Origin of the sequence: Neorhizobium sp. BETTINA12A (assembly GCF_023006485.1) — a bacterium.
Taxonomy (GTDB): Bacteria; Pseudomonadota; Alphaproteobacteria; order Rhizobiales; family Rhizobiaceae; genus Neorhizobium.
The window spans coordinates 17,100-40,577 of the sequence record NZ_JALBGW010000003.1 but is presented as its reverse complement, the minus strand read 5'-3'; the positions used below and the strand labels follow the sequence as shown (position 1 = coordinate 40,577).

The window sequence follows — 23,478 nt, the reverse complement described above, 5'->3', positions numbered from 1 at the left end:
GCCGCTATCTCACTTTGTTTTGAGTTCCGCAAGCGAGCGTGACAGCAGTTCCGCCGGCAGCGTAACCACTTGCGCCGACTCGGTATAGACCAGCACGCATTCGAAACTTTTCGCCGGATAAAGCGGCCGCAGGATTTCGCAATAGATGGCAAGCTGCGCCCGATGCGACAGCGGCACGTCCTCCAACGTTTTCGGCGGCACGCGATTGGTCTTGTAGTCGAGGATGATCACCCGGTTCTCGGTCACCACCAGCCGGTCGATGCGGCCGGAGATCGCGTAATCGCGGCCTTCCAGCGCCAGTGTGCCCATGATCGAGACTTCCGACTGGCTGCGCTCGGAAAACACCGGCCCGAGTTCGGCGTGCGACAGCACCGACATGACGCTGGCGACGAGCTTTTCGCGCTCCGCCACCGGCCAGAAACGGGCGGCGCGGTCGGCATAACGACGGGCGGCAGAGGCACGTTCGGCCTCGGGGAAATCCGTCAGCATCTGCAGCATGCGGTGGACCAGCTTGCCCTTCTGGAGCGCCAGTCCAGCACTGTCCTTCTGATCGGCAAACAGCGGCGAAGTGACGATCAGATCATCCGCATCGTCATCGATCATCGTGCCGGCGCCGGAAGGGCTGAGCGGCCGCGGCAGGATCTTTTGCGCCGGCAGGGGGCGGGAGAGGCTTGCTGGAAGCGGCCTTCTGTCCGCTGCCGCGGCCTCCTTGTGCGCAGTCTTCGGTGCCTGGCCGGGAGCGGCCGGCAGGCGCCACCTGAAACCGCCCCATTGGTCGTCGGAACCCTGAAACTCCGCCGGGCTGCAATGGTGTTCGTCGGCGGCGAGCGCCTTCGAGATCATCGACTGCCAGGTATCCGGATTGTCGATCTTGCCGCGATAACCGCAGACGATCAGCCGGTCGGCGGCCCGTGTCATCCCAACGTAAAGCAGCCGCCGATATTCCTCCTCGGTCGAAGTCCTGATCCGATCGTCATCGGCCGATGTCATCGCATTGGTCAGCATCTTGCCGGGCACCCAGGCGGGTACATTCTCGCCGGCGATCCGAAGCAGCCGGAATTTCGGCACATGCGAGGAGATGAACGCCTTCGAGCCGCTGTCGACGAGGAACACCACCGGCGCCTCCAGGCCCTTGGAAGCGTGCACGGTCATGATCCGCACCTCGTTGCGACCGCCGTCCTGTTCGCGCTTCACCTCCGGCGATTCGATCTCGAGCGTCGAGATGAAGGCCTGCAGTCCCGGCAATCCATTTGTCTCGTGGTCGAGCGCGAAGGTCAGGAACTCGTCGAGAATATCGCCGGCCTCGGTACCAAGCCGGCCAAGGAATTTCCGCCGCCCGCCCTGCGCGCCGAGAATCCGGGCAAACAGATCGTGCGGGCTGAGCTGCCGCGAGAGGCTGAGAAGATGCTGGAGCCTGTCCGCTGCATCGCGGAAGCGTAGTGGTTGTTCTTCGCTCAACCGGTTGAGCTGTGCCCAGGCGCTGGTGTTCTCCGCCCGCCGCGCCGCGATTTCGAAGACGTCCTCTTCCGAGAGATTGAAGAGCGGGCTTTTGAGCAGCGCCGCCAGCGAAAGGTCGTCCTGCGGCAAAAGCAGGAAACGACCAAGCGCCAGGAGATCCTGCACGGCGATATGGCTCGTCAGCCGCAACCGATCGGCGCCGGCGACGGGAATATTGTCGCGGCGTTTCAGCGCCCGGGTCAGCGCGTTGACGAAAGCATCTCGCTTGCGGACCAGAACGAGGATATCGCCGGCCTCGATCGGCCGCTCGACGCCCTTTTCGATGATCGTTTCCTTGCCGATCATCTCTTCGATCCGGTTGGCGATCCGGCCCGCGAGAATGGCGGACGGCGCCTTGTCGGGCGTCGAATCGAACGGCGCGGTCCAGTCCTCCTCCTGTTCGGCGACTTCCGGCACAACGACGTCCCAGAGATCGACAGCGCCCGGGTGGCCGATCCGGTTGGAGCGGTGCTGCACCGGTTCGCCCAGCGCGCTGAGGCCTCGAAAATTCTCCTCCAGGGAAAACACCTGGTCGACGGCAGCGAGCACATCGGCCGTGGAGCGGAAGGAGAGGGGTAGCCGCACCGAGTGGAAGGCCTGGTCGCTGGCCCGCACCCGTTTTTCCGTCTCGCTGCGTTCTTCCGCAAACCGCTCCGGCCGGGCGCCTTGGAAGGAATAGATCGACTGCTTTTCGTCGCCGACGGCAAAGATGGTGCGGCGGGTCTCGCGGGCGCTGGCACCGGAATAGAAATCCTCCGCCAGCGACTTGATCACCGTCCACTGGATCGGGCTGGTGTCCTGCGCTTCGTCGACGAGGATGTGGTCGATGCCCTGGTCGAGCTTGTAATGCACCCAGGCGCCGACGCCATCGCGGGTTAGAAGATCGGCGGTGCGGGCGATCAGGTCCTCGAAATCGAGCAGGCTGCGCTGTTTCTTCAGGTCCTCGTAATCGTCGTTGAGGCGTTGCGCCAACGTCAGCGCCGCCTTGGTGGCGAGGAACATCCGGATCAGCCGCAGCCGGTCGCGACAAGCGAAGATGTGGGCACGGGCAGCGGCGATCGCATCGGCAAGTTCCGGCGCCGTCGTCGTCATCGCCTTGGCGATCAGCGAACTGTCGGCTTTCGGCTTGCCCTCACGAGTGAGAAAGATCTGGTCGAGATGCTGGGCCCGCTTCAGGACGTCCGGCTCCTTGGCGACCAGCCGAAGGCCGTAAGCGACCTCCGTGACCTTCTGCCCGCCCTTCTGGTCGGCAAGCGCCAGATAAAGATCGAGCGTCAGGCCGGAAAGTCCGGGCAGGGGCCAGTAACCGGCAGCGATACTGTCTTCCGTGTCGGCTGGCCCAAGCCCCAGGGCGCGCTTCAGTTCGACGCCGATGCCGCCATGGCGCTCCGCATGGGCGATGAAACGGCGGATCGCGGTGCGGTTGGCGATGATGTCGCCGAGCAGCGTTTCGAGCCCGAATTCGTCGCCGAGATCCAGCACATGGGCAAAGGCTTCGGCCAGCACCGGGTCTTCTTCCGCCGAGGTCGCCGTCAGTAGCGAGCGTCGTGCGTCGGCAAGCAGGGCGGAGGCGGCGCGGTCGTCGAGCACCGAAAAATGCCCGGCGACATTGGCTTCGAGCGGAAACTGGTGCAGCAGCGCCTCGCAGAAGGCGTGGATAGTCTGGATCTTCAACCCGCCCGGCGTTTCCAGAGCCTTGGCGAACAGCCGCCGCGCTTCGGCAAGTTTCAGCGAATCCGGCTCAGCACCTTCGATGCTGGCGATCCGCTTGCGCAGCTCGCCGTCCGAAAGCACCGTCCATTCCGAAAGCCGCTGGAAGACGCGGTTCGACATTTCCGAGGCCGCGGCCTTCGTGTAGGTGAGGCAGAGAATCGACGAAGGCCGGCAGCCGGCGAGCAGCAGCCGGATGACCCGCTGGGTCAGCACATGCGTCTTGCCGGAGCCGGCATTGGCCGAAACCCAGGCGGAACTTATGGGATCGGATGCGAGCGATTGCTGCACCGTCGTCCAGTCGATCCACTTGATCGGATCGTCGCCCTCGGGAGCCAGGTCACTCATCGGTTTCCGCCTCCTCGTCGTCGGCCGTCGACCATTCGGCCACGCGCGCGAGATGGTCGTATTCGCCGCCGAAATCATTCTGCGCCATCGGCACGAGCCGCGATGCGAAGCCGGCTTCGCCATTGCGCAGCGTGATCACGAACCGGGTCAGCTGTTCGAGCGATTCGTCCGCCAGATCGACCGCGGATTTCGGCTGCCGCTTGGCCGTCGCGCTCGAACCCTCGTTGTTGACCTTGTCTTCGCGGAACCGGTCGCCGGGACGCAGCCGGACATAAAGCAGCTGGTCGGGCGTCAACGGACCCGCATCCTTGAACGCTCCGGCCCGAAGCGCCGCTGCCTCAAGCCCGAGCTGCGGATCGAGCAGTGCCCGCGCCTGGGAAACGGAAGGGCTGAGGCCCGTCTTGTAGTCGACGATGTCCGCAAGGCCCGAACCTTTGATGTCGATTCGGTCGGCGATCCCGGTAACGCGGATGCCGGCGGGCTCCAGCTCCCAGCCGGCACCGACTTCCGTCATCGTCCTGCGGATATCCGGCGCGCGCTCGACTTCCCAATCCAGGAAGGCGCGGGCGACTTCGACAAAACGGGGCCGCCAGACGCGGTCGATATGGGTTGGCAGCTGTTCGGCGTCGAACAATTCCTCCGTGATCCGGCGCATCGCCTCCCTTGCGGCAGGCGTACCGGGTTTATGGCCTTCGCGGGTATAACGGTCGATGATCGCGTGATAGAGCGTGCCGCGTTCGGAGGCGCCGGGATCTCGGTTGAACGGATCGAGCGGATCGAGTTTCAGGATGCGGCGGGCATAGATCGAATACGGGTCACGGCGCAGGCGCCCGACCTCGCTGAAGGAATACTTTACCGGCTGCAGATCCGCCGGCGGCTTCGGGGCCGGGCGTCTGGCGACCGGCTGGTTTTCGCCGGCATCGATCATCGAAGCCCAATCGCGGTATTGATGGCCGCGTATCCGGAGCTCGTCCGCAAACTGCCGTCCACCTAAGGCCAGCAGCCTTTGCAGCCAGCGCGAGGCGACCGTCGGCGTCGATCCCTGCCGCATCGAGCGCGAGAGGATCAGATGCCGAGTGCCGCAGGCCATTTCGAAATCGTGGGCAAGCTGGCCGATCCGCCGTTCCGGTGGTTCCAGGCCCATATCGGTCTTCATCGTGCGGGACAGGAACGGGTTGTTGACCGTCTGGCCCGGCCAGGACCCTTCGTTGAGCCCGCCGAGGATCATCGTATCGACGCTCTGCAGCCGGGCTTCGAGAGTACCGAAGATGAAGATGCGCGGATGGCTCAGCGAACGGGGCTTTACCGCCTCGCCTGTTGTCAGCGCCATGACGATGTCGATCCATTGCGGACCATCCGCCTCCATCTGTCCGTCGGTATCGATGACTTCGGAGAGCAGCCCTGCCAGCCTTTCGCCGGCTTCTCCAGACCAGAGCGCCGCGAGGTCTCGCCGTTCATCGATGCAGATCGCTTCAAGTGCGCGGCCGGTGCGATCGGCCCATTCGGATAGCGTGAGTTTTGCCGTAAGGCCGCGCCCATCCGGCCGGCGGCGGACGAGGGCGGAGGCGAGCGGCTCGACCGCTTTCGCCAGCCGATGCGCAAGATCGCGCGCCTTGCCGGCGGCATCGGTCGGCAGCGATAGCCGCCAGTGCGGCGCGTGCCTGTCTTCGAGCTGGCTGGCCAATTGGGTTTCGAGCAGAGGTTCCAGCGCGGAAATGTCCATGTCGCCGAGACCACCGCGTAGCGCCAGGATTTCGAGCGCTTCGACGGCGGATCGCAGGTCCGTTGCCGGCAGGCCGAGGCGCATCAGCGGGTGTTTGATCAGCGCGACGATCGCCACCGGGTCGCCCGGCCGAAGCGTTGCTTCGAGCAGAAGCTGGGCGAGTGTGCCCTGTGGCGTACCGGACAGCGGCGAACCGGCGGAATCGTCGGCAAGCAGGCCGAAGCGCGAAAGTTCGGCGGTCACCCGGCGGGCAAGCGCTCGATCAGGCGTGATCAGCGCGGCCTGGCTCTCGCCACCGTTTTTGCCGGGCTGTTCGAGCGCCAGCCGAAGCGCCATGGCGATTGCGACAGCCTCCTCGCGTTCGTTCGAGGCTTCGATCAGCGAGACATCGGCAAAAGCCTGGGTAAGGAGAGCGGGATCCGCGTCGTCCCGCCAGGTGCTCCAGCGGTCGGTCGCCTTGGCGGGCACCAGCGCCTGGGAGAGCGCTTCGGCGCGGAAGGCGAGATCGCCCGGAACTTCGCCGAGCACTGCCACGTCTTCCCGCGTCACGCCGAGCTTCTTGAGCAGCCGTGACAGGCCGAACTGCGAATGGCTGCGGCTGGCGGGTTCGGGTTTGCCGTCAAAGGCTTCTTCGCCGATCATCGCCCACTGATCCGCTGGCATCGAGAGGTCGAGCCCCGGCAGAACGACGGTACCGTTCGGAAGGTTGGTGATCGCGGCGATCAGGTCGGCAGCGGCCGGCACGGAGCCGGTCGAACCCGCGACGATCACCGGTCCCTTGTGATCCCTGGACGAAATCCGCCGCGCCTCGCCGCGCAGGATCGACGCCTGATGTTTTGCCGGCGAAGAACGGCGCAGTTCTTCCAGCCGCAGCGGCCAGAAGGCGCTGGCGATCGATAGGAACTCGGCGGTCAGCTGCCACCAGAGCGCATGTTCGCCGGTATCGAGTTTTTTGAGATCGGCCCAGTCGCGTTCCTCGGTCTCGACCGCGTCGATGAGCTCGGCGAGCGCCCGGGCGAGCCAGATGGCATCGGCGGGACTTGCCGGCGCGACGAGCGGCGATTCCGAATGCACGTCGAGCACGATCTTTGGGAGCTGGTTGCGCCACGCAAGAATCAGCCGGCCAAGTTCGAGCAGGCGCGCGGTGCCGCCGATCGGCAGCGCCAGGTCCATCTCCTCAGGTGCTACGAGATCGAAATAACCGCTGTCGTCGTCGGTTTCGCCGAGCGGCCGGATGACCGGCAGGATCGCCGATCGGCCGCCGAGCAGATCGACGAATTCCGAGCGTAGCACGCGGGCCGAACGGCGCGTCGGCACATAGATGGTCACGTCGGCGAGCGAAAGCGGATCGGCCGGATCGTAACGAAAAGTCTCGTTGAGCCGGCCGTCGCAGAGTGTCTGCGCCACGGTCTTGAGGAACGGCGCTCCGGCGGGGATCGAAAACACCCGCTTCTTGCCGGATAACGTGGTCATGCCTCCACCGGATAACGCGCGATCACCGCTTCGGCTTCCGGCAGCGCTTCCGGCGTGCCGACGGTGATCCAGTGGCCGTCGAGCATAGTTCCATAGAGCCGGCCGCGGGCGATCGCCTTGTCGAAATAGATATTGATGTTGAAAGCATCGGACGGTGCGTCATCCAGAAAGGACGGGCTCATCGCAAAAGCGCCGGCATAAACGACCGGGTTGGCCGGATCGTCCCGGTAGCGCCTCAACCGGCCATCCGCATCCATGCCGAAATCGTTGATGCCGTTGTGCCCGGTCGTGTTGTCGATATCGACGCAGAGCATCGCTATGTCCATGCGCCCCGGATCGAAGAACTCCGCCAGGTGCTGCAGGTTGGTCGGCTTGCCCGGTGTCTCGCCGATCCAGAAGAGGTCGGCGTTCATGACGAAAACCGTGCTGCGATCGAGAAGCTTCAGTCCCTTCACGATGCCGCCGCCATTGTTCATCAGCGCGTCGCGCTCGTCGGAGATCAGGATTTCGAGGCCCTTGTAAGCTTCGAGATGCGCCGCCATCTGGTCGGCGAAGTGATGTACATTGACGACCGCGCGCTCGACACCGGCTTCCTTTAGCGAATCCAGCACATAGTCGATCATCGGCTTGCCGGCGACCGGCACCAGCGGCTTCGGCATCGTGTTGGTGATCGGCCGCATACGGGTGCCGAGCCCTGCGGCAAGCACCATCGCCTGTTTGATGGGGGCTCGTTGAATGGTCATCGGCAACCGTAATTATGATTCGGGCAGTTCTATTCCAGCCCGACGGCACCAATCGCGCAAGGGGGCGAGCACATCGTGGCTCAGCGCCGTCGCGAGATGGCGGAGCGTCCGCGGCATGTGCTTCAGATAGCCCGGCTTGCCATCCCGCTGCAAGAGCCGCACCCAAAGGCCGGCGAGTTTGCAGTTGCGCTGCGCCGCCATGATCGCCCAAGCCTTGAGGAAGGTCGGCTCGTCGAAGGCTCCGAGCGCACGGCGAAGCGTCACGTAATCCAGCATCAACTGATCGGCAAGCGCCTTCGGGATATCCACCCGTGCGTCTTGAACGATAGAGGCGAGGTCGTAGGCGGTCGGGCCGATCATCGCATCCTGGAAGTCGATCAGGCCGACGCGTCGCACGCCCGATTCATGCGGCCGCCAGATGATGTTGGGCGAATGGAAATCGCGCAGCAGCAGGTTCTTCTCGACACCGTCAAGCTCGCGGATCAGATTGTCCCAGATCGCCAGATATTCCTGCCGTTCTTCGTCAGTCGCCGGCGTGCCGCGTTTCCACGGCAGGTGCCAGTCAACGAGGAGCCGCGCCTCCATCTTCATGGCCGTCGGGTCGAAATCGGGAATATGGTGGATGTGGCCGTCGCCAACCGGCAGGTCCTGGCGCATCTCGTGGCTGTGCAGGAAGGCAAGGCACACGATGCTTTCGCGGTAGCGTTCCTCGACAGGATTGCCGTCTTCGTCGACGGCTCCCTCCTCGCCAAGATTTTCGATCAGCAGGATGCCCTGGTCGTAATCCACATGCAGCACTTCCGGCGCCGCAAGTCCCAGTTCGCGCAGGTATTCGTCGATCGCCACGAAGGGGTAGGGGTCTTCCGCCAGATGCGCGACCTTGGGATAGGGCTTTCCGTCGAGAACCGGCGGGCCTTGCGCCGGGCGCGGCCAGTCCATCAGGATCAGCGTTTCGCCGTTTGCGATTTTTACGCTCTCATAGGCGCGGGTCGAGGCGTCGCCGGTGAGGAAACGCCGCCGGGCGCCGGGGTAACCGTGGCTGTCGAGAAATTCCCGGATCGCCAGCACGCGGCGAATGCGCTGCATCTGCGCCTCCGGTGCCGTGATCGTCGCGGTCCGGCCGCTGCCGCTCTGTTCGAGCTTGAGCTGAATGCGGGCCTGCGGCAGCAACGCGTCGGCGACTTCCGGCCATTCCACCAGGCAGATGCCGTTTGAGAGCGCCTCGTCGAAACCAAGCTCATCCAGTTCGGAGGAATCGCCCAGCCGATAAAGGTCGAAATGCGAGACCGGAATGCGCAGCTCGTAGCTCTGCACCAGCGTGAATGTCGGGCTCGGCACTTCAAGCTCGTCTTCATCCGCCAGCGCCCGCAAAAAGGCCCGGGCGAAGGTCGATTTGCCAGCGCCGAGATCGCCGGAAAGAGCGATCCAGTCGCCCTTCTTCAGCGCCAATGCGAGGTCTTCGCCGAGGCGGATCGTTTCAGCCTCGTCGGCAAGCGTCAGGGTAAGAGCTGCCTCACCACTCATTCGGCGGCGACGGACCGCGCCGTCGTGCCGCTCGGAATGCGGCACGTAACCGTGGTTCCCTGGCCAGGCTTGCTGTCGATCGCGACATCGCCGTGATGCAGTGTCACGAAGCTCTCGACGATCGAAAGGCCGAGACCCGCTCCACTGCGCTTGCCGCCTTTGGCATTGGCCGAGAACCGGTCGAACACGGTCTTCAGGATATCTTCCGGAATGCCCGGGCCCTTGTCGGTCACGGAGAAGAACACGTCGCTATGGGTGCGCCAGCAGTTGAGCGTGATGGCGGAGCCTTCTGGCGCGAAATTGGTGGCATTGGTGAGCAGCTTGATGAGAATCTGCTTCAGCCGCTGCTGGTCGGCAACGATGGTGCCGAGCCCGGCCGGCGCAGTGATCGCCAGCGCCACGCCATTTTCGTGCAGGCGATCTGCGATCTGCATCGCTACGTCGTCGAGCAGGTCGTCTATCGCCATTTCCGAATAGTTGAGCTGCATGATACCGGCATCGACGGTCGCCAGATCGAGGATGTCGTTGACGATCGTCAGAAGAACCGACGAGGATGTCGAGATATGGTCGATATATTCCGACTGGCGCTCGTTCAGCGTACCGATGCCCGGTGTCTTCAGGAGGTCGGTGAAGCCGATGATATTGGTCAGCGGCGAGCGCAGTTCGTAGGAGACGTGCTGGACGAAATCGTTCTTGAGCTCGTCGGCCTTCTGCAGCGCCTCGTTCTTCTCCTTGAGCGCCCGTTCCGCCCTGGCACTCGCCGTCATGTCGACGAAGGTCAGCATCGTCTGGGCGTTGGGCAGCGGCGTCACGGCATAATCGAGGATCAGGCCGGAATAGAGCTCGAACGTGCCCTGCAACGAGGGGCGCTCGTCATCGAAATTGGTCAGCATCTGGCCGAAGCGGCGCCAGCCGTCCGGCTTGTCGTAGGATGGCGAGCAGGCGGTCTCGATCGCCTTGATATGCGTGCCCGGCTTGGATTCTTCGGCGGTGATGCCCCAGAGCGCCCGGAAGGCCGGGTTTGACAGGCGGATGCGTCCGTCCGGTCCGAAGACGGCGACACCTTCGGACAAATGGTCGATCGTTTCGCCCTGGACCTGGACCAGCGTGTTGTAACGGGTCTCGAGATCCACCTGTTCGGTAAGGTTCTCGAACACCCAGGTGGCGCCGCCCTGCGGATGCGCGGTTGCGATGACGCGCAGCGTCTGGCCGTTCGGCAGATGCCATAGGTCGGTCTGCGTATCCGGCGACTGGTAGACGGAAAGCGCCGTTTCCTTCCAGCTCCGCCAGCTCAGCTGTTCCGGCAGCTTGCCGTCGCTTCTGAGCTTGTCGAGCAGCTCGCTGTTGTCCGGCCTCTGGTCGAGGAAGGGAAGCGTGAAACCCCAGAGCTGCACGAAGGCCTGATTGTAGAACTGCAGCCGGCGGTCGCCGTCGAAGATAGCGACGGGCGTTGCCAGGTGGTCGAGCGTTTCCGCGTGGCTCTTCAGGGTGCGCTTGAGTTCCTCGCGCACCGCTTCCACTTCGGAAACGTCGATCGCAATGCCTGTGGAACCGCCCGGCACGACGACGTCGACAACGTCGAACATCGTGCGATTGCCGTGCACCACGGTGGAAATCCGGTCGTGGAAAGGCGAGGTGGAGGTCGCTGCCGCCCTGATCTTTTCGCGGGCGATCGAACCCAGAACCTCGCGGCCGTCCTCGATCGCCTGGGCCGGGGTCGAAGCCTCCACGGCATCGCCATAGGCATGGTTGACCCAGGTCAGCTTGCCGTGTGAATCGCGACGCCAGACCGGCTGCTCGATGGCGTCGAGCAGCGAATGGAACAGCATGATCGAGTTGGTCAGCCGCTCGCGCTCGATCTTGAGCTCAGCGAGTTCGGCGCGCAGATTGTTGAGTGCGATGAAACGGACGAAGGCCTTGCCGCCCGAAACGCGCCCCTGCACTTCCAGGATTTCGTCCCGGTTGGTTTCTACCACCATGTCGAAGGAGCGGGCTTCCACCCGCAGGAGTTCGATCGATTTCTCGAGTTCGCTGGCGGAACTGCCGCGCATCCAGCGGCCGAAGGCGAGAAACTCGCGGTCCTGCTGCGGCGCTCCGGTTTCCACCGGCAGCTGGCCGAGGAATTCAGGCTTGGAGGAGCCGCTTTCCCACACGACGATCCGGCGGTTCTTGTCGGCAATCAGGGCCTCGAACTTGGAAATCCGCTGCTGTGCGTCGGAAAGGGCACTGCGCATTTCCTGCGTTTCGGCTTCCATATTGCCGCGCTGGCGCACCAGCCAGATGGCGGAAAACAGGGCGGCTCCGAGGGCGCCCATCACCAGCGACGAAACGATGACCTCCGTCGAGGAAAACAGGCGGACGGCGGCGTCACCCGATTGCTGCGCAAGCGCCGCGGTCGCGAGCCCGGAAAGGGCGGTGCCCGAGAGAAAGGCGCTGCCGAACAGCGCCAGGCGGCGAAGCCTGCCGACGATTGCATTGCCGTCTGGAGATCCGAAACCGGAACGCCCCGCAAAGGGACGCAAGGCTGGAGCTTCCGCTCCGCCGCAAAGGGGATCGGCCCGTTCTGACGAGCTCATTTTTCTTACCGACATATCCGGTCTGTCTCCGTCCAATTGCCGCTCATCGACAAGACATACCACTCCGTGCCTTGCCCGTAGCCGGACGGCTCCCAATCAGATGGTGGGAGCGCGACGATGTCCGAAAACCGCTGGCGGCTTTCGGCATCACGCTCCAGGGAAGGCGCGAATCAAGTTCTAAAACAATACTTGCTTAGGGAATCGCCGGGAAGGGATGCGCCCAAAAAAGAAGCCGCAGCCTTTGTCAAGGCTGCGGCTACCATATCTTGTGGATTAACCGGCTATTGATTAATAGCGGTAGTGTTCAGCCTTGAACGGGCCGGTCTGCGAGACGCCAATATAGGCGGCCTGCTCGTCGGAGAGTTCCGTCAGCTTCACGCCGAGCTTGGCGAGATGCAGGCGGGCGACCTTCTCGTCGAGGTGCTTCGGCAGGATGTAGACGTCGTTCTTGTACTCGCCCTGCTTGGTGAAAAGCTCGATCTGGGCCAGCGTCTGGTTGGTGAACGAGGCCGACATCACGAAGGACGGATGGCCGGTAGCGTTGCCGAGGTTGAGCAGGCGGCCTTCCGACAGAAGGATGATGCGGTTGCCCTTGGGGAACTCGATCATGTCGACCTGCGGCTTGACGTTGGTCCACTTGAGGTTCTTCAGCGCCGCGACCTGGATTTCGTTGTCGAAGTGGCCGATATTGCCGACGATCGCCATGTCCTTCATCGCACGCATGTGGTCGATGCGGATGACGTCCTTGTTGCCGGTCGTGGTGATGAAGATGTCGGCGCTGTCGACGACGTCTTCGAGGATGACGACTTCGAAGCCGTCCATGGCAGCCTGCAGGGCGCAGATCGGGTCGACTTCGGTGACCTTGACGCGGGCGCCGGCGCCGGCGAGCGAAGCGGCAGAACCCTTGCCGACGTCACCGTAACCGCAGACCACGGCGACCTTGCCGGCCATCATCACGTCGGTGCCGCGGCGGATGCCGTCGACCAGCGATTCCTTGCAGCCGTATTTGTTGTCGAACTTCGATTTGGTGACCGAGTCGTTGACGTTGATCGCCGGGAAGGGCAGCAGGCCCTTCTTGGACAGTTCGTAAAGGCGATGAACGCCCGTCGTGGTTTCCTCGGTAACGCCCTTGATCGCGTCGCGCTGCTTGGTGAACCAGCCGGGTGAAGCCTTGAGGCGCTTCTTGATCTGCGCGATGAGGATTTCTTCTTCTTCCGAAGTCGGGTTCGAAAGAACGTCTTCGCCGGCTTCGGCGCGGGCGCCGGTGAGGATGTACATGGTGGCGTCGCCGCCGTCATCGAGGATCATGTTGGAGAGGCCGCCATCGGCCCACTGGAAGATCTTGTCGGTGTAATCCCAGTATTCCGTCAGAGATTCGCCCTTGACGGCGAAGACCGGAATGCCGGCGGCAGCGATTGCCGCAGCAGCATGGTCCTGGGTCGAGAAGATGTTGCAGGACGCCCAGCGGATTTCTGCACCGAGGTGCTGAAGGGTCTCGATCAGAACGGCCGTCTGGATGGTCATGTGGAGCGAACCCGAGATGCGGGCGCCCTTCAACGGCTTCGTTGTGCCGAATTCTTCGCGGCACGACATCAGGCCCGGCATTTCGGTTTCTGCGATGTCGAGCTCCTTGCGGCCGTAGGCGGCAAGATTGATATCCGCGACGACGTAATCCTTCTCAGTGCTCATAAAGCTCTCCATGTTCGGTGGTGCCTTCTCCGGCGGGATACCGACGGACGTGGCAAGACCCGCCTTGGCAGACGGAAACTGGCCAGCGGTTTAGCAGGCTTCCTACAAACTGGCAACGGGATATAAAGAGGTCTTTATATGTTTATGTCATCGGGAGGTTAAATCGCGGCTCTGTCAGGCTTCTTCGCCGAACTTGTTGGCGACGAGCTGTTCGAGCGCATCCAGCGCTTCTTCGGCCTGATTTCCTTCCGCTGAGACTTCGATCGTGCAGCCGGTGCTGGCGGCCAGCATCATCAGGCCCATGATCGACGTGCCACCGACGCTTGTTCCGTCCTTGGAGACGGTGATCTGCGCATCGAAACTTTCCACCATCTGCACGAATTTGGCAGAGGCACGAGCATGCAGACCACGCTTGTTGACGATCAGGAATTCACGGGGAGAGGGGGATGACATCCGGTCTGGGTTCTCATTTGCCGCTGAGGACGCGGCTTGCGACATTGATATATTTACGACCGGCCTCGGAGGCTTCGATGAGCGCCTTGTCCATGTTGTTGTCGCTGCGTACGCCGGCAAGTTTGATCAGCATCGGCAGGTTCATACCGGCAATGACTTCGATCCGACCGCTTTCCATGACGGAAATGGAAAGGTTGGAGGGGGTGCCGCCGAACATGTCCGTCAGGATGATGACACCATGACCTTCATCGGCATTGGTAACGGCATCGACGATATCCTGCCGCCGCTGATCCATGTCGTCCTCTGGACCGATCGATACGGTTTCGATGAATTTCTGAGGTCCGACGACATGCTCGACCGCATGACGAAATTCCTCAGCCAGCTTGCCATGGGTGACAAGCACTAGTCCGATCATGAAAACTGCCCCCTGCTATGGAAACTCGGCGCCATTATCGCATTGCAATAAAGCGGTCCAGCGGTGGGATGCCATCTTGTCCAAGTAGATTCGAAGTTCAAGTCAAAAAATCAGGCTGCCGGATGATGAAAACGGCATCTCGCCGTGAAAATCCGGCGTAAAGGCCGCCAGAACGGCCAGCGGATCAGGTGCGCCGCGCCATATCCGGACAAGCGGAAGGATACCCACACCGGGGATCTGGAAACGTTCGTTCTCCGGTGGAAGCCTTTCGCTTTCCGGCAGCGAAACGACATCCACCGCCAGATCCAGCGTCGCCACGGAGACGCTTTCCACATGGGCGATGCCGCTGCCGCGCAGTTCGATAAGGCCGGCGATCGCTTCCGGCCGGGTGGCGAGCAGATGATTGCCGTGGCGCGAGACGAGCACCTGATCGTCGGCGACAAGAGCCGCGAAAGCGCCTTGGCGCCGGGCAGCTGCGATGCAGGAGAAGGCGAGCATCGACTTGCCGCTGCCGGACGGACCGGTAAAGAGCACGCCCCTGGTGCCGATGACGATCGCGGTCGCATGGATGTTGACCGGCGCCGGGCTCATTGAATTTCGCCGCCCGGCAGCGACAGCGTGAAGCGGGCGCCGGTGGTGGCACCCGTCTTGGCGTCGTACAGGTTTTCCGCCTTCAGCGAGCCGCCATGGGCCTCGGCGATCTGCCGGCTGATCGACAGGCCAAGGCCGGAATTCTGGCCGAAACTCTCGCCGTCCGGCCGGTCCGTGTAGAACCGTTCGAAGATGCGGTCGATATCCTCCGCCTGGATGCCAGGCCCGTTGTCCTCCACGGTCACGATGACACGATCCTTGGAGTGAGACAGCCGGATGGCGACGCGGCCGCCCTTTTCGGGCACGAAGGATCGCGCGTTCTCGATGAGGTTGGTGATGATCTGCCCAAGGCGCAGATCATGGCCGTTGACCAGGAAGGCGGACCTGTTGCCGGCCTTGTTGTCGGTCGTCAGGCTGATTTCCACCGGCTTGCGGCCGGTGCGAATCTGCCGGGAAATATCGACGAGATTGCCGAGCAGGTTTTCCATGTCGACGGGCGTGGAATCCGATCGGGCGAGTTCGGCGTCCAGCCGCGAGGCGTCGGAAATGTCGCTGATCAGGCGATCCAGACGGCGCACGTCGTGGAAAATGACTTCCGTCAGCCGCTGTTTGGACTCTTCGGTTTTGGCGAGCGGCAGGGTCTCGACGGCGCTGCGAAGCGAAGTCAGCGGGTTCTTGAGCTCGTGGCTCACATCCGCCGCGAAACTCTCGATCGCATCGATGCGGTCATAGAGCGCGTTGGTCATCTCGCGAAGCGCGATGGAAAGATTGCCGATTTCGTCCTGGCGATAGGAGAAGTCCGGGATCTCCTCGCGCTGCTTGGCGCCGCGCCGCACCCGGATCGCAGCCGCCGCCAGCCGCCGCATCGGATTGGCGATGGTCGAAGACAGCAGCAGCGACAGGAGGATGTTGACGAGCGTCGCGACGCCGAAGACGCGCATGATCGCCAACCGTTCCGCATGCACAATCTTGTCGATGTCGCCTGCCTGGGTCGACAGCAGAAGCACGCCGAGCACGGCACGGAAACGCTGCACGGGTACGGCGACGGAGACGATCAGCTCGCCGCGCTCTGTGACCCGCACCAGCGCGCCGCGCACGCCGGTCAGCGCGTTCATGACTTCCGGATAGATCGAGCCGTCGCCACCCGGCGCTTCCTTGTAGACCGGCAGGTTGCCCGGCTGCAGCAGGCGGTTGATCAGCCCTGCGAACCAGTCGCTCCAGGTCTGCGATTCGTTTTCCACCGGCGGCAGGTCGAAACGCAGCACCTGGCCCCGCGAATAGAGATGGCGGGAATCGAGCAGCAGGTTGGCGTCGGCATCGAAGATCCGGGCGCGGGTGCGGGTCGGCGAAATGAGGCGTCTGAGGACCGGCGCAACGCGCTCGGGATCGATCGGGAAATCCAGGTCCTCGTCGTTCGGCACCGGCGTAATGCTCTGGCCAGCCTGCAGTTCGAGGAGTTTCTGGGGGTCGATGGTAATCGAGTTGGTATCGACCGAGGCGGAGGCGGAAATCGCGCCGGCGATGATCTCGCCCTGCGTCAGCAGGCTCTCGACGCGGGCATCGATCAGGCCCTCGCGGAACTGGTTGAGATAGAGAATGCCGGCGACCAGCACCACCGTTGCAGCGATGTTGAAGAACAGGATGCGGCGGGTGAGGCTCGAAAACACCGCATGGCCGAACACTCGCCGAATGAGCGTGAAAGGGCGCGACCAGAACCGCCGCGGCGCACGTCGTGTCCCAGCTTTCTCCATTCGGATCATATTGCTATCAAATGTTTGATCTGCCACCGCAGTCCTTCCACCGGGCCAGCTTAACGCTGGTCCGGCCGTGGCCTCAAGTTAACCTTTCGCAAGGGTCAAGCGGCCTCACGGAATCGATAACCCACGCCATAAAGGGTTTCGATCATATCGAAGTCGTTGTCGACCATCTTGAACTTCTTGCGCAGCCGCTTGATGTGGCTGTCGATGGTACGGTCGTCCACATAGACCTGCTCGTCATAGGCGGCATCCATCAGCGCATCGCGGCTTTTGACGACGCCGGGCCGCTGGGCCAGAGAATGCAGGATCAGGAACTCGGTCACCGTCAGCGTCACCGGTTCACCCTTCCAGGTGCAGGTATGGCGCTCCTGGTCCATGACAAGCTGGCCGCGTTCGAGCGTGCGGGCGGCCTGCTGATCGGCTGCTGTCTTGGCCCCGGCACCGCCGGCGGCTTGTGCCTCGCGGCTGCCGGCGCGTCGCAGGATCGCCTTCACCCGCTCCACCAGCAGACGCTGCGAGAACGGCTTGGTGATGAAGTCGTCGGCGCCCATCTTCAGCCCGAACAACTCGTCGATCTCTTCATCCTTGGAGGTGAGGAAGATCACCGGCAGGTCGGATTTCTGCCGCAGGCGGCGCAGCAGTTCCATGCCGTCCATGCGCGGCATCTTGATATCGAAGATCGCCAGCTGCGGAGGGCGGGCGATCAGCCCGTCGAGCGCGGAAGCGCCATCCGTATAGGTTTCGACCTTGTATCCTTCTGCCTCGAGTGCAATCGAAACCGACGTCAGGATATTGCGGTCGTCATCTACGAGCGCGATTGTTTGCATGCTCTCCATCTCCGTCATCTATGCGCATCTCCTGGAATTCACCCCAGCCAGGCGGCATCAGCCGACGCGCTTCTTGAGTATAAAGGTGGAACAAATTGTGGCAAAGATAAAGAGGCCGCTGACGATCGTGCGTTTTGGCAATGAGACTTAAGATAGCGCGGATGCGGATTGAAACGGTTATTAAACCGATTTAAAGAGGAATAAAATTTTTTAAATCGATTAAATAATTGATATTATTAAAGAATTTGCAAGCAGCCTCTTGCCCTTTTAGAAATCTGTCATTAATTTCGCGTCAGTTCCCACGGCAAGCTGAAGGAGTGCGCGCATGGAGGAGTTTGGACTTCACAACCCGTCCAAGGGTTTAGCGGCGATCGGTCTCGGCGGTGTATCGCGTGTTTATTACAATTCGTCCGAGGTTGAACTCTACGAAGAAGCAATCCGCCGCGGTGAAGCCGATCTGACGATCGACGGCGCACTCCGCGCCGTCACCGGCCAGCACACTGGTCGCTCCCCGAAGGACAAGTTCATCGTCCGCGATGCCGGCACCGAGAGCCGTGTCTGGTGGGGTGCCGACAACAAGCCCATGAAACCGGAACACTTCGAAGTCCTGAAGAAGGACATGCTCGCCCATGCCGCCGGCAAGACGCTGTTCGTCCAGGATCTGGTCGGCGGCGCCGATGCCGAATATGCCCTTCCGACCCGTGTCGTCAGCGAATTCGCCTGGCACGCTCTCTTCATCCGCAATCTTCTGATCCGCCCGGATCGCGCCACGCTCGAAAGCTTCGAAGAGAAGCTGACGATCATCAACCTGCCAAGCTTCAAGGCGGATCCCGCCCGCCACGGCTGCCGCACGGAGACGGTGATCGCCTGCGATTTCACCAATGGCGTCATCCTTGTCGGCGGCACCTCCTATGCCGGCGAAAACAAGAAGTCGGTCTTCTCCATCCTCAACTACTTCCTGCCGGAAGAAGGCGTCATGCCGATGCACTGCTCGGCCAATGTCGGTCCGAATGGCGATACCGCGCTGTTCTTCGGTCTGTCCGGCACCGGCAAGACTACGCTGTCGGCCGATCCGAAGCGGACGCTGATCGGTGACGACGAGCATGGCTGGGGCAAAAACGGCGTCTTCAATTTCGAAGGCGGCTGCTATGCCAAGGCCATCAATCTTTCGGCCGAAGCCGAGCCGGAAATCTATGCCGCGACCCGCCGTTTCGGCACGGTGATCGAAAACGTCGTGCTCGACGAGAACCGGGTTCCGGATTTCAACGACGATTCGCTGACCGAGAACACCCGTAGCGCCTATCCGCTGCATTTCATTCCGAATGCATCGAAGACCGGCGTGGCGCAGCAGCCGAAGTCGATCATCATGCTGACCGCCGATGCTTTCGGCGTCATGCCGCCGATCGCCAAGCTGACGCCCGAACAGGCGATGTACCACTTCCTCTCCGGCTACACCGCCAAGGTCGCCGGCACGGAAAAGGGTGTCACCGAGCCGGAAGCGACGTTCTCGACCTGCTTCGGTGGGCCGTTCATGCCCCGTCATCCGGCCGAATACGGCAACCTGCTCAAGGAATTGATTGCCCGTCACGGGGTCGATTGCTGGCTCGTCAACACCGGCTGGACCGGCGGCGCTTACGGCGTTGGCCGCCGTATGCCGATCAAGGCGACTCGCGCTCTCTTAAGCGCTGCGCTCGACGGCAGCCTCAAGAACGCCGAGTTCCGCATCGACCCGAACTTCGGTTTTGCGGTGCCGGTCGCCGTTGAAGGCGTCGACAATGCGATCCTCGATCCCCGCTCGACCTGGGCGGACGGCGCCGCGTTCGACGCCTATGCCAAGAAGCTCGTCTCGATGTTCATCCAGAACTTCGGGCAGTACGAAGACCACGTCGACAGCAAGGTGAGAAGCGCCGCTCCGGTCATGCTTGCCGCTGCCGAGTAATCTTTGAAGGATTCACGTGAAACCGCCGGCCCGGGATAACACCCTGGGCCGGCGGTTTTCTTTTTGCCGGCTTTGTGGGAAAGATGCGGGCCTGCCGCATGTCGCCCGAACGTGGGTGCCGGTTCCGGACAACGGCATGCGCCCAAGAACAAAGACCAGAGACCCATGGCCAGCAATCCCCTTGTCATCAACAACCGCATCACCATCGCCGGATGGGAACTGACGGAACAATTCGTGTTGGCGGGCGGGCCGGGCGGCCAGAACGTCAACAAGGTCTCGACGGCCGTCCAGCTTTTCTACGACATCGTCAACACGCCGTCCCTGCCGGAGCGGGTGAAGGAAAACGCCATCAAGCTCGCCGGAAAACGGGTGTCGAAGGATGGCGTGCTGATGATAGAAGCGAACCGGTTCCGCAGCCAGGAGCGCAACCGCGAAGACGCGCGCGAGCGGCTGAAGGAACTGATCCTCAAGGCTGCCGAACCACCGCCGCCGCCGCGCAAGAAAACCAAGCCTACCAAGGGTTCGGTGGAGCGCCGGCTGAAGGAAAAATCCGGCCGCTCGGACGTCAAGAAGATGCGCGGCCGGCCAAGCGGCGACTGAGAGCGGAGACTGATCTTTGGCGACGCTTGCGAATGGCATCAGGCACCTTCCCGGCTATTTCGATCGATTAGCGCAGGAGCATCTGGTCGAACTGATACGAGACGTCGTAGCCGAGGCGCCGCTCTATACGCCGGAAATGCCCGGCACCGGCAAACCCATGTCGGTGCGCATGACCAATTGCGGCTCGCTCGGTTGGGTAACGGACAAGGACCAAGGATATCGCTACCAGTCCTTCCACCCGATGACGAAAAAGCCGTGGCCAGCGATGCCACGAGAACTGCTCGATCTCTGGGAAAAGCTCGGCGACTATTCGAAGCCGCCGGAAGCCTGCCTCATCAACTTCTATTCCGACGAAGCCAAGATGGGCCTGCATCAGGACCGGGACGAGAACGATTTGGCCGCCCCTGTTCTCTCCGTCTCGCTGGGCAATAGCTGCCTGTTCCGGGTCGGTGGCCGGAACCGCAAGGACCCGACCGGCTCTTTCCGGCTGGCGAGTGGAGATGTCGTTGTGCTAGGCGGAGAGGGGCGTCTCGCCTTCCACGGCGTCGATCGCATTTATCCCGGCACCTCGACGCTGCTGAAGAACGGCGGACGCATCAACCTGACGCTCCGCCGTGTGAATAGCTGACGATTTAATTCAATAGCCGGCGATCGACCGCCTACAGTTTCCGCAGTTCGACCGTTTCCACCAGATGATTACGGCCCTTGCGCAGGATGAGATCCGCCCGTGGCCTGGTCGGCAGAATGTTCTGCCGCAGGTTCTTCAGATTTATGTTTTCCCACAGCCCCTCGGCAACGGCGCGGGCCGCATCCGCATCGATCGCCGCGTATTTCTTGAAGAACGAGGTCGGATCGCGGAAGGCGGTCTGGCGCAGCTTCATGAAGCGCTGGACGTACCAGTTGTGGATCTGCTCTTCGTCGGCATCGATATAGATCGAGAAGTCGAAGAAGTCCGAAACGATCGGCACGATCTTGCCGTCGGCCGGCAGCGCCCGCGACTGGAGGACGTTGATGCCTTCGAAGATCAGGATGTCCGGCCGATCGACCAGCGAGTATTCGTCCGGCAAAACGTCGTAGGTGAGATGCGAGTAACGCGGCGCCTTGACGTTCGGTTCACCGGCCTTGATCGCCGACAGGAAGCGCAGGATGGAGCCGATATCGTAGCTTTCCGGAAACCCCTTGCGCTCCATCAGGTTTTCCCGGCTCAGCACGGCGTTCGGATAGAGGAAACCGTCGGTGGTGATGAGATCCACTTTCGGGCTCGACGGCCAGCGGGCGAGCAGTTCTTTCAGGATACGTGCGGTGGTCGATTTGCCGACCGCCACCGACCCGGCAATGCCGATGATGAAGGGCGTCTTGGTGATGTCGGAAAGGCTCAGGAAACGGTTTCGCTGCTGGAAGAGGCGTTGCGTCGCCTCCACATGCGTCGACAGCAGGCGCGACAGCGAGAGATAGATGCGCCGGACTTCATCGAGATCGATCGGGTCGTCCAGCGAACGCAACCTCTGCACCTCGTCGGCCGTGAGCGTCAGAGGCGTGTCTGCGCGGAACTTCGCCCATTCCTCCGCACTGAAGCGGTGATAGGGTGAATAATATTCCGCATTCGAGCCGGTTTCGAGCTCAGGCGTCTCGGCGGGCTGGGAAACGATGTTCATGATGTCGGCCGGCTTGCCTTTTCTTGAAGGCCGGACTGGCCGGTCCTTCGCTGGAGTTCGTCGAGCACATCCTGCAACGGTACCGCCGCAATATTCAAGACGACCAAAAGATGATAAAGAAGATCGGCGCTCTCTGCGGTGAGATTGTTCCGGTCCTGCTTGATCGCAGCGATCACCGTTTCGACCGCTTCCTCGCCAAGCTTCTTGGCGGCCTTTTCCTGGCCGGCGACAAAAAGCTTGGCCGTCCAGGATTCGTCTGGCGAAGCCTTCGCTCGCTCGGCGACGATCTTTTCGAGGTCGATCAGGGAAAATTCACTCATAACATTCTCTCCGACCGCTCAATCGAGCCGCATGGCGATGCCGTGCTCTGCCATATAGTGTTTTGCCTGACCGACCGTATAGGTCCCGAAGTGGAAAATCGATGCGGCCAGGACCGCCGTCGCGTGGCCCTGCTTGATGCCGGCGACCATGTCGTCCAGGCTTCCGACCCCGCCCGACGCGATGACCGGTGCCCTGACGCTGTCGGCGATCATCCGCGTCAGCTCCAGGTCGTAGCCGCTCTTGGTGCCGTCCCGGTCCATGGAGGTGACGAGCAGCTCGCCGGCGCCGCGGTCGACCATCTTGACGGCGAACTCGACGGCATCGATGCCGGTCGCGTTGCGGCCGCCATGCGTATAGATCTCCCAGGCGCTCAAATTGTCGCCACCGACGGCTTGGGAACGCCGCCGCTTGGCGTCGATCGACACGACGATGCACTGGTTGCCGAACTTGTCGGCGGCCTCAGCCACGAAGTCCGGATTGTTGACCGCCGCCGAGTTGATCGCGACCTTGTCGGCGCCGGCCAGCAGCAGCTTGCGGATATCGCCGACGGCACGCACGCCGCCGCCGACGGTGAGCGGCATGAAGCAATGGTCGGCCGTGCGGGCGACGACGTCGAAAATCGTCTCGCGATTGTCGGAGGAGGCGGTGATGTCGAGGAAGCAGAGTTCGTCGGCACCGGCGGCGTCATAAGCTTTTGCAGCCTCGACGGGATCGCCGGCATCGATGAGGTCGACGAAGTTGACGCCTTTCACGACGCGGCCGTCCTTGACGTCCAGGCAGGGGATGACGCGGGCTTTGAGGGTCATGCGGCACGTCCTTGTCTGGAGCGGATCAGGGCCAGCGCTTCGTGGGGATCGATGCGGCCGTCATACAGCGCCCGGCCGGAAATTGCGCCTTCGAGCCGGGCCGCATCCGGCTCCAGCATGCGGCTGATATCGTCGAGCGAGGCAAGTCCTCCCGATGCGATCACCGGAATGGAGACGGCATTGGCGAGTTCCAGCGTCGATGCCCAGTTGATGCCGGCCAGAATGCCGTCGCGGTCGATATCGGTATAGATGATCGCCGAAACGCCGGCGCCTTCGAATTTCTTCGCCAGCTCGATCACGCCGAGTTCGGACGCCTCCGCCCAGCCCTCGACCGCAACCTTGCCGCCCTTGGCGTCGATGCCGACGGCGACCTTGCCGGGAAACTGCCTGCAGGCCTCGATGACCAGCGCCGGATCGCGCACCGCGACGGTGCCGAGGATGACGCGGGTTAGCCCGCGGGCCAGCCAGTTTTCGATATGATCGAGTGTGCGAATGCCGCCGCCGAGCTGCACGGGGTTCTTGGTGGCCTTGAGGATCGCGTCGACGGCGGCGCCGTTGACGCTTGTCCCCGCGAAGGCACCGTTCAGGTCAACCACATGCAGCCACTCGAACCCCTGGTCCTCGAAAGCCCTGGCCTGGGCTGCGGGATCGGGGTTGTAGACGGTGGCCTGCTCCATGTCGCCGAGCTTGAGGCGCACGCACTGGCCGTCCTTCAGGTCGATTGCAGGAAAGAGAATCATGTCTTTAGGTTCCGTTGGCACAAAAGAAGAACAGATTCCATCTGTGAATGACGCGACTCTGCCGAGACTCCACGACGGAATCGAGTTAAGA

At 62.5% G+C, this 23,478-nt stretch carries 19 protein-coding genes; 4 read left to right on the top strand and 15 right to left on the bottom strand.

Annotated features, from left to right (window positions below; translation table 11 throughout):
* Window positions 1-9: 9 nt before the first annotated feature.
* From addA to MOV61_RS01725, 5 genes are read right to left on the bottom strand one after another with little or no spacing between them, the layout of a single operon-like run.
* Window positions 10-3,555 (bottom strand): double-strand break repair helicase AddA, encoded by a 3,546-nt coding sequence (gene addA, locus MOV61_RS01745; RefSeq protein ID WP_247135318.1) that lies wholly within the window; start codon window positions 3,553-3,555, stop codon window positions 10-12.
* Window positions 3,548-6,751 carry a double-strand break repair protein AddB gene (addB, locus tag MOV61_RS01740; RefSeq protein WP_247135317.1) on the bottom strand — a complete coding sequence of 1,068 codons (3,204 nt, stop codon included), beginning with the start codon at window positions 6,749-6,751 and terminating at the stop codon, window positions 3,548-3,550. The genes addA and addB overlap by 8 nt, the downstream gene beginning before the upstream one ends.
* The gene (locus tag MOV61_RS01735; protein WP_247135316.1) at window positions 6,748-7,494 is read right to left on the bottom strand and encodes a nucleotidyltransferase family protein; all 747 of its coding nucleotides are present in this window, start codon (window positions 7,492-7,494) and stop codon (window positions 6,748-6,750) included. The genes addB and MOV61_RS01735 overlap by 4 nt, the downstream gene beginning before the upstream one ends.
* Before the next feature lie 12 nt (window positions 7,495-7,506).
* Window positions 7,507-9,018: a tRNA (adenosine(37)-N6)-threonylcarbamoyltransferase complex ATPase subunit type 1 TsaE gene (gene tsaE, locus MOV61_RS01730; protein WP_247135356.1), complete on the bottom strand. Its 1,512-nt coding sequence runs from the start codon at window positions 9,016-9,018 to the stop codon at window positions 7,507-7,509.
* Complete coding sequence (locus MOV61_RS01725) at window positions 9,015-11,609, bottom strand: ATP-binding protein (protein WP_408962336.1); 2,595 nt, start codon at window positions 11,607-11,609, stop codon at window positions 9,015-9,017. The genes tsaE and MOV61_RS01725 overlap by 4 nt, the downstream gene beginning before the upstream one ends.
* Before the next feature lie 102 nt (window positions 11,610-11,711).
* Between MOV61_RS01725 and MOV61_RS01720 the strand changes: the two genes are divergently transcribed.
* Complete coding sequence (locus tag MOV61_RS01720) at window positions 11,712-11,882, top strand: hypothetical protein (protein ID WP_157884632.1); 171 nt, start codon at window positions 11,712-11,714, stop codon at window positions 11,880-11,882.
* Here MOV61_RS01720 and ahcY read toward each other — a convergent pair whose 3' ends face one another.
* The 6 genes from ahcY to chvI form a co-directional block, all read right to left on the bottom strand.
* A complete protein-coding gene (ahcY, locus tag MOV61_RS01715) occupies window positions 11,883-13,283 on the bottom strand; it encodes an adenosylhomocysteinase (protein ID WP_247135314.1) in 1,401 nt (466 codons plus the stop codon). It abuts the gene before it with no gap.
* A gap of 174 nt (window positions 13,284-13,457) precedes the next feature.
* Window positions 13,458-13,736 (bottom strand): HPr family phosphocarrier protein, encoded by a 279-nt coding sequence (locus MOV61_RS01710; protein WP_247135313.1) that lies wholly within the window; start codon window positions 13,734-13,736, stop codon window positions 13,458-13,460.
* Window positions 13,737-13,749: 13 nt separating this feature from the next.
* A complete protein-coding gene (locus tag MOV61_RS01705; protein WP_247135312.1) occupies window positions 13,750-14,151 on the bottom strand; it encodes a PTS sugar transporter subunit IIA in 402 nt (133 codons plus the stop codon).
* 102 nt (window positions 14,152-14,253) lie between these two features.
* Window positions 14,254-14,742, bottom strand: coding sequence for an HPr kinase/phosphorylase (locus tag MOV61_RS01700; protein ID WP_247135311.1), 489 nt, complete (start codon window positions 14,740-14,742; stop codon window positions 14,254-14,256).
* Complete coding sequence (locus MOV61_RS01695; protein WP_408962335.1) at window positions 14,739-16,502, bottom strand: stimulus-sensing domain-containing protein; 1,764 nt, start codon at window positions 16,500-16,502, stop codon at window positions 14,739-14,741. The genes MOV61_RS01700 and MOV61_RS01695 overlap by 4 nt, the downstream gene beginning before the upstream one ends.
* A 95-nt stretch (window positions 16,503-16,597) precedes the next feature.
* On the bottom strand, window positions 16,598-17,326 hold the full coding sequence (chvI, locus tag MOV61_RS01690; RefSeq protein WP_038547438.1) for a two-component system response regulator ChvI: 729 nt from the start codon (window positions 17,324-17,326) through the stop codon (window positions 16,598-16,600).
* 325 nt (window positions 17,327-17,651) lie between these two features.
* Here chvI and MOV61_RS01685 point away from each other — a divergent pair, with 325 nt between their 5' ends.
* From MOV61_RS01685 to MOV61_RS01675, 3 genes are all read left to right on the top strand, one after another.
* Window positions 17,652-19,265: a phosphoenolpyruvate carboxykinase gene (locus MOV61_RS01685; RefSeq protein ID WP_247135310.1), complete on the top strand. Its 1,614-nt coding sequence runs from the start codon at window positions 17,652-17,654 to the stop codon at window positions 19,263-19,265.
* 165 nt (window positions 19,266-19,430) lie between these two features.
* Complete coding sequence (arfB, locus tag MOV61_RS01680) at window positions 19,431-19,865, top strand: alternative ribosome rescue aminoacyl-tRNA hydrolase ArfB (RefSeq protein ID WP_038547443.1); 435 nt, start codon at window positions 19,431-19,433, stop codon at window positions 19,863-19,865.
* Between the two features lie 16 nt (window positions 19,866-19,881).
* Window positions 19,882-20,493, top strand: coding sequence for an alpha-ketoglutarate-dependent dioxygenase AlkB (locus MOV61_RS01675; RefSeq protein ID WP_247135309.1), 612 nt, complete (start codon window positions 19,882-19,884; stop codon window positions 20,491-20,493).
* Window positions 20,494-20,524: 31 nt separating this feature from the next.
* Here the strand turns inward: MOV61_RS01675 and coaA are convergent, their stop codons facing one another.
* The 4 genes from coaA to hisA are packed head-to-tail and all read right to left on the bottom strand — an operon-like array spanning window position 20,525 to window position 23,387.
* Window positions 20,525-21,520, bottom strand: coding sequence for a type I pantothenate kinase (coaA, locus tag MOV61_RS01670; protein ID WP_038547449.1), 996 nt, complete (start codon window positions 21,518-21,520; stop codon window positions 20,525-20,527).
* Window positions 21,517-21,840 carry a phosphoribosyl-ATP diphosphatase gene (locus MOV61_RS01665; protein WP_247135308.1) on the bottom strand — a complete coding sequence of 108 codons (324 nt, stop codon included), beginning with the start codon at window positions 21,838-21,840 and terminating at the stop codon, window positions 21,517-21,519. The genes coaA and MOV61_RS01665 overlap by 4 nt, the downstream gene beginning before the upstream one ends.
* An 18-nt stretch (window positions 21,841-21,858) precedes the next feature.
* Window positions 21,859-22,647: an imidazole glycerol phosphate synthase subunit HisF gene (gene hisF / locus MOV61_RS01660; RefSeq protein ID WP_247135307.1), complete on the bottom strand. Its 789-nt coding sequence runs from the start codon at window positions 22,645-22,647 to the stop codon at window positions 21,859-21,861.
* Complete coding sequence (gene hisA / locus MOV61_RS01655) at window positions 22,644-23,387, bottom strand: 1-(5-phosphoribosyl)-5-[(5-phosphoribosylamino)methylideneamino]imidazole-4-carboxamide isomerase (protein WP_247135306.1); 744 nt, start codon at window positions 23,385-23,387, stop codon at window positions 22,644-22,646. Before hisA ends, hisF begins: the two co-directional genes overlap by 4 nt.
* Between the last annotated feature and the right edge of the window lie 91 nt (window positions 23,388-23,478).

Bases quoted from the DNA above. Each gene is read 5' to 3' on its own strand.
- tsaE (WP_247135356.1), bottom strand. From the start codon at position 9,018: ATGAGTGGTGAGGCAGCTCTTACCCTGACGCTTGCCGACGAGGCTGAA.
- MOV61_RS01710 (WP_247135313.1), bottom strand. From the start codon at position 13,736: ATGTCATCCCCCTCTCCCCGTGAATTCCTGATCGTCAACAAGCGTGGT.
- chvI (WP_038547438.1), bottom strand. From the start codon at position 17,326: ATGCAAACAATCGCGCTCGTAGATGACGACCGCAATATCCTGACGTCG.
- MOV61_RS01695 (WP_408962335.1), bottom strand. From the start codon at position 16,502: ATGATCCGAATGGAGAAAGCTGGGACACGACGTGCGCCGCGGCGGTTC.
- MOV61_RS01725 (WP_408962336.1), bottom strand. From the start codon at position 11,609: ATGTCGGTAAGAAAAATGAGCTCGTCAGAACGGGCCGATCCCCTTTGC.
- coaA (WP_038547449.1), bottom strand. From the start codon at position 21,520: ATGAACATCGTTTCCCAGCCCGCCGAGACGCCTGAGCTCGAAACCGGC.
- arfB (WP_038547443.1), top strand. From the start codon at position 19,431: ATGGCCAGCAATCCCCTTGTCATCAACAACCGCATCACCATCGCCGGA.
- ahcY (WP_247135314.1), bottom strand. From the start codon at position 13,283: ATGAGCACTGAGAAGGATTACGTCGTCGCGGATATCAATCTTGCCGCC.
- MOV61_RS01700 (WP_247135311.1), bottom strand. From the start codon at position 14,742: ATGAGCCCGGCGCCGGTCAACATCCATGCGACCGCGATCGTCATCGGC.
- MOV61_RS01705 (WP_247135312.1), bottom strand. From the start codon at position 14,151: ATGATCGGACTAGTGCTTGTCACCCATGGCAAGCTGGCTGAGGAATTT.
- MOV61_RS01720 (WP_157884632.1), top strand. From the start codon at position 11,712: ATGTCCGAAAACCGCTGGCGGCTTTCGGCATCACGCTCCAGGGAAGGC.
- addA (WP_247135318.1), bottom strand. From the start codon at position 3,555: ATGAGTGACCTGGCTCCCGAGGGCGACGATCCGATCAAGTGGATCGAC.
- MOV61_RS01665 (WP_247135308.1), bottom strand. From the start codon at position 21,840: ATGAGTGAATTTTCCCTGATCGACCTCGAAAAGATCGTCGCCGAGCGA.
- addB (WP_247135317.1), bottom strand. From the start codon at position 6,751: ATGACCACGTTATCCGGCAAGAAGCGGGTGTTTTCGATCCCCGCCGGA.
- hisF (WP_247135307.1), bottom strand. From the start codon at position 22,647: ATGACCCTCAAAGCCCGCGTCATCCCCTGCCTGGACGTCAAGGACGGC.
- hisA (WP_247135306.1), bottom strand. From the start codon at position 23,387: ATGATTCTCTTTCCTGCAATCGACCTGAAGGACGGCCAGTGCGTGCGC.
- MOV61_RS01685 (WP_247135310.1), top strand. From the start codon at position 17,652: ATGGAGGAGTTTGGACTTCACAACCCGTCCAAGGGTTTAGCGGCGATC.
- MOV61_RS01735 (WP_247135316.1), bottom strand. From the start codon at position 7,494: ATGACCATTCAACGAGCCCCCATCAAACAGGCGATGGTGCTTGCCGCA.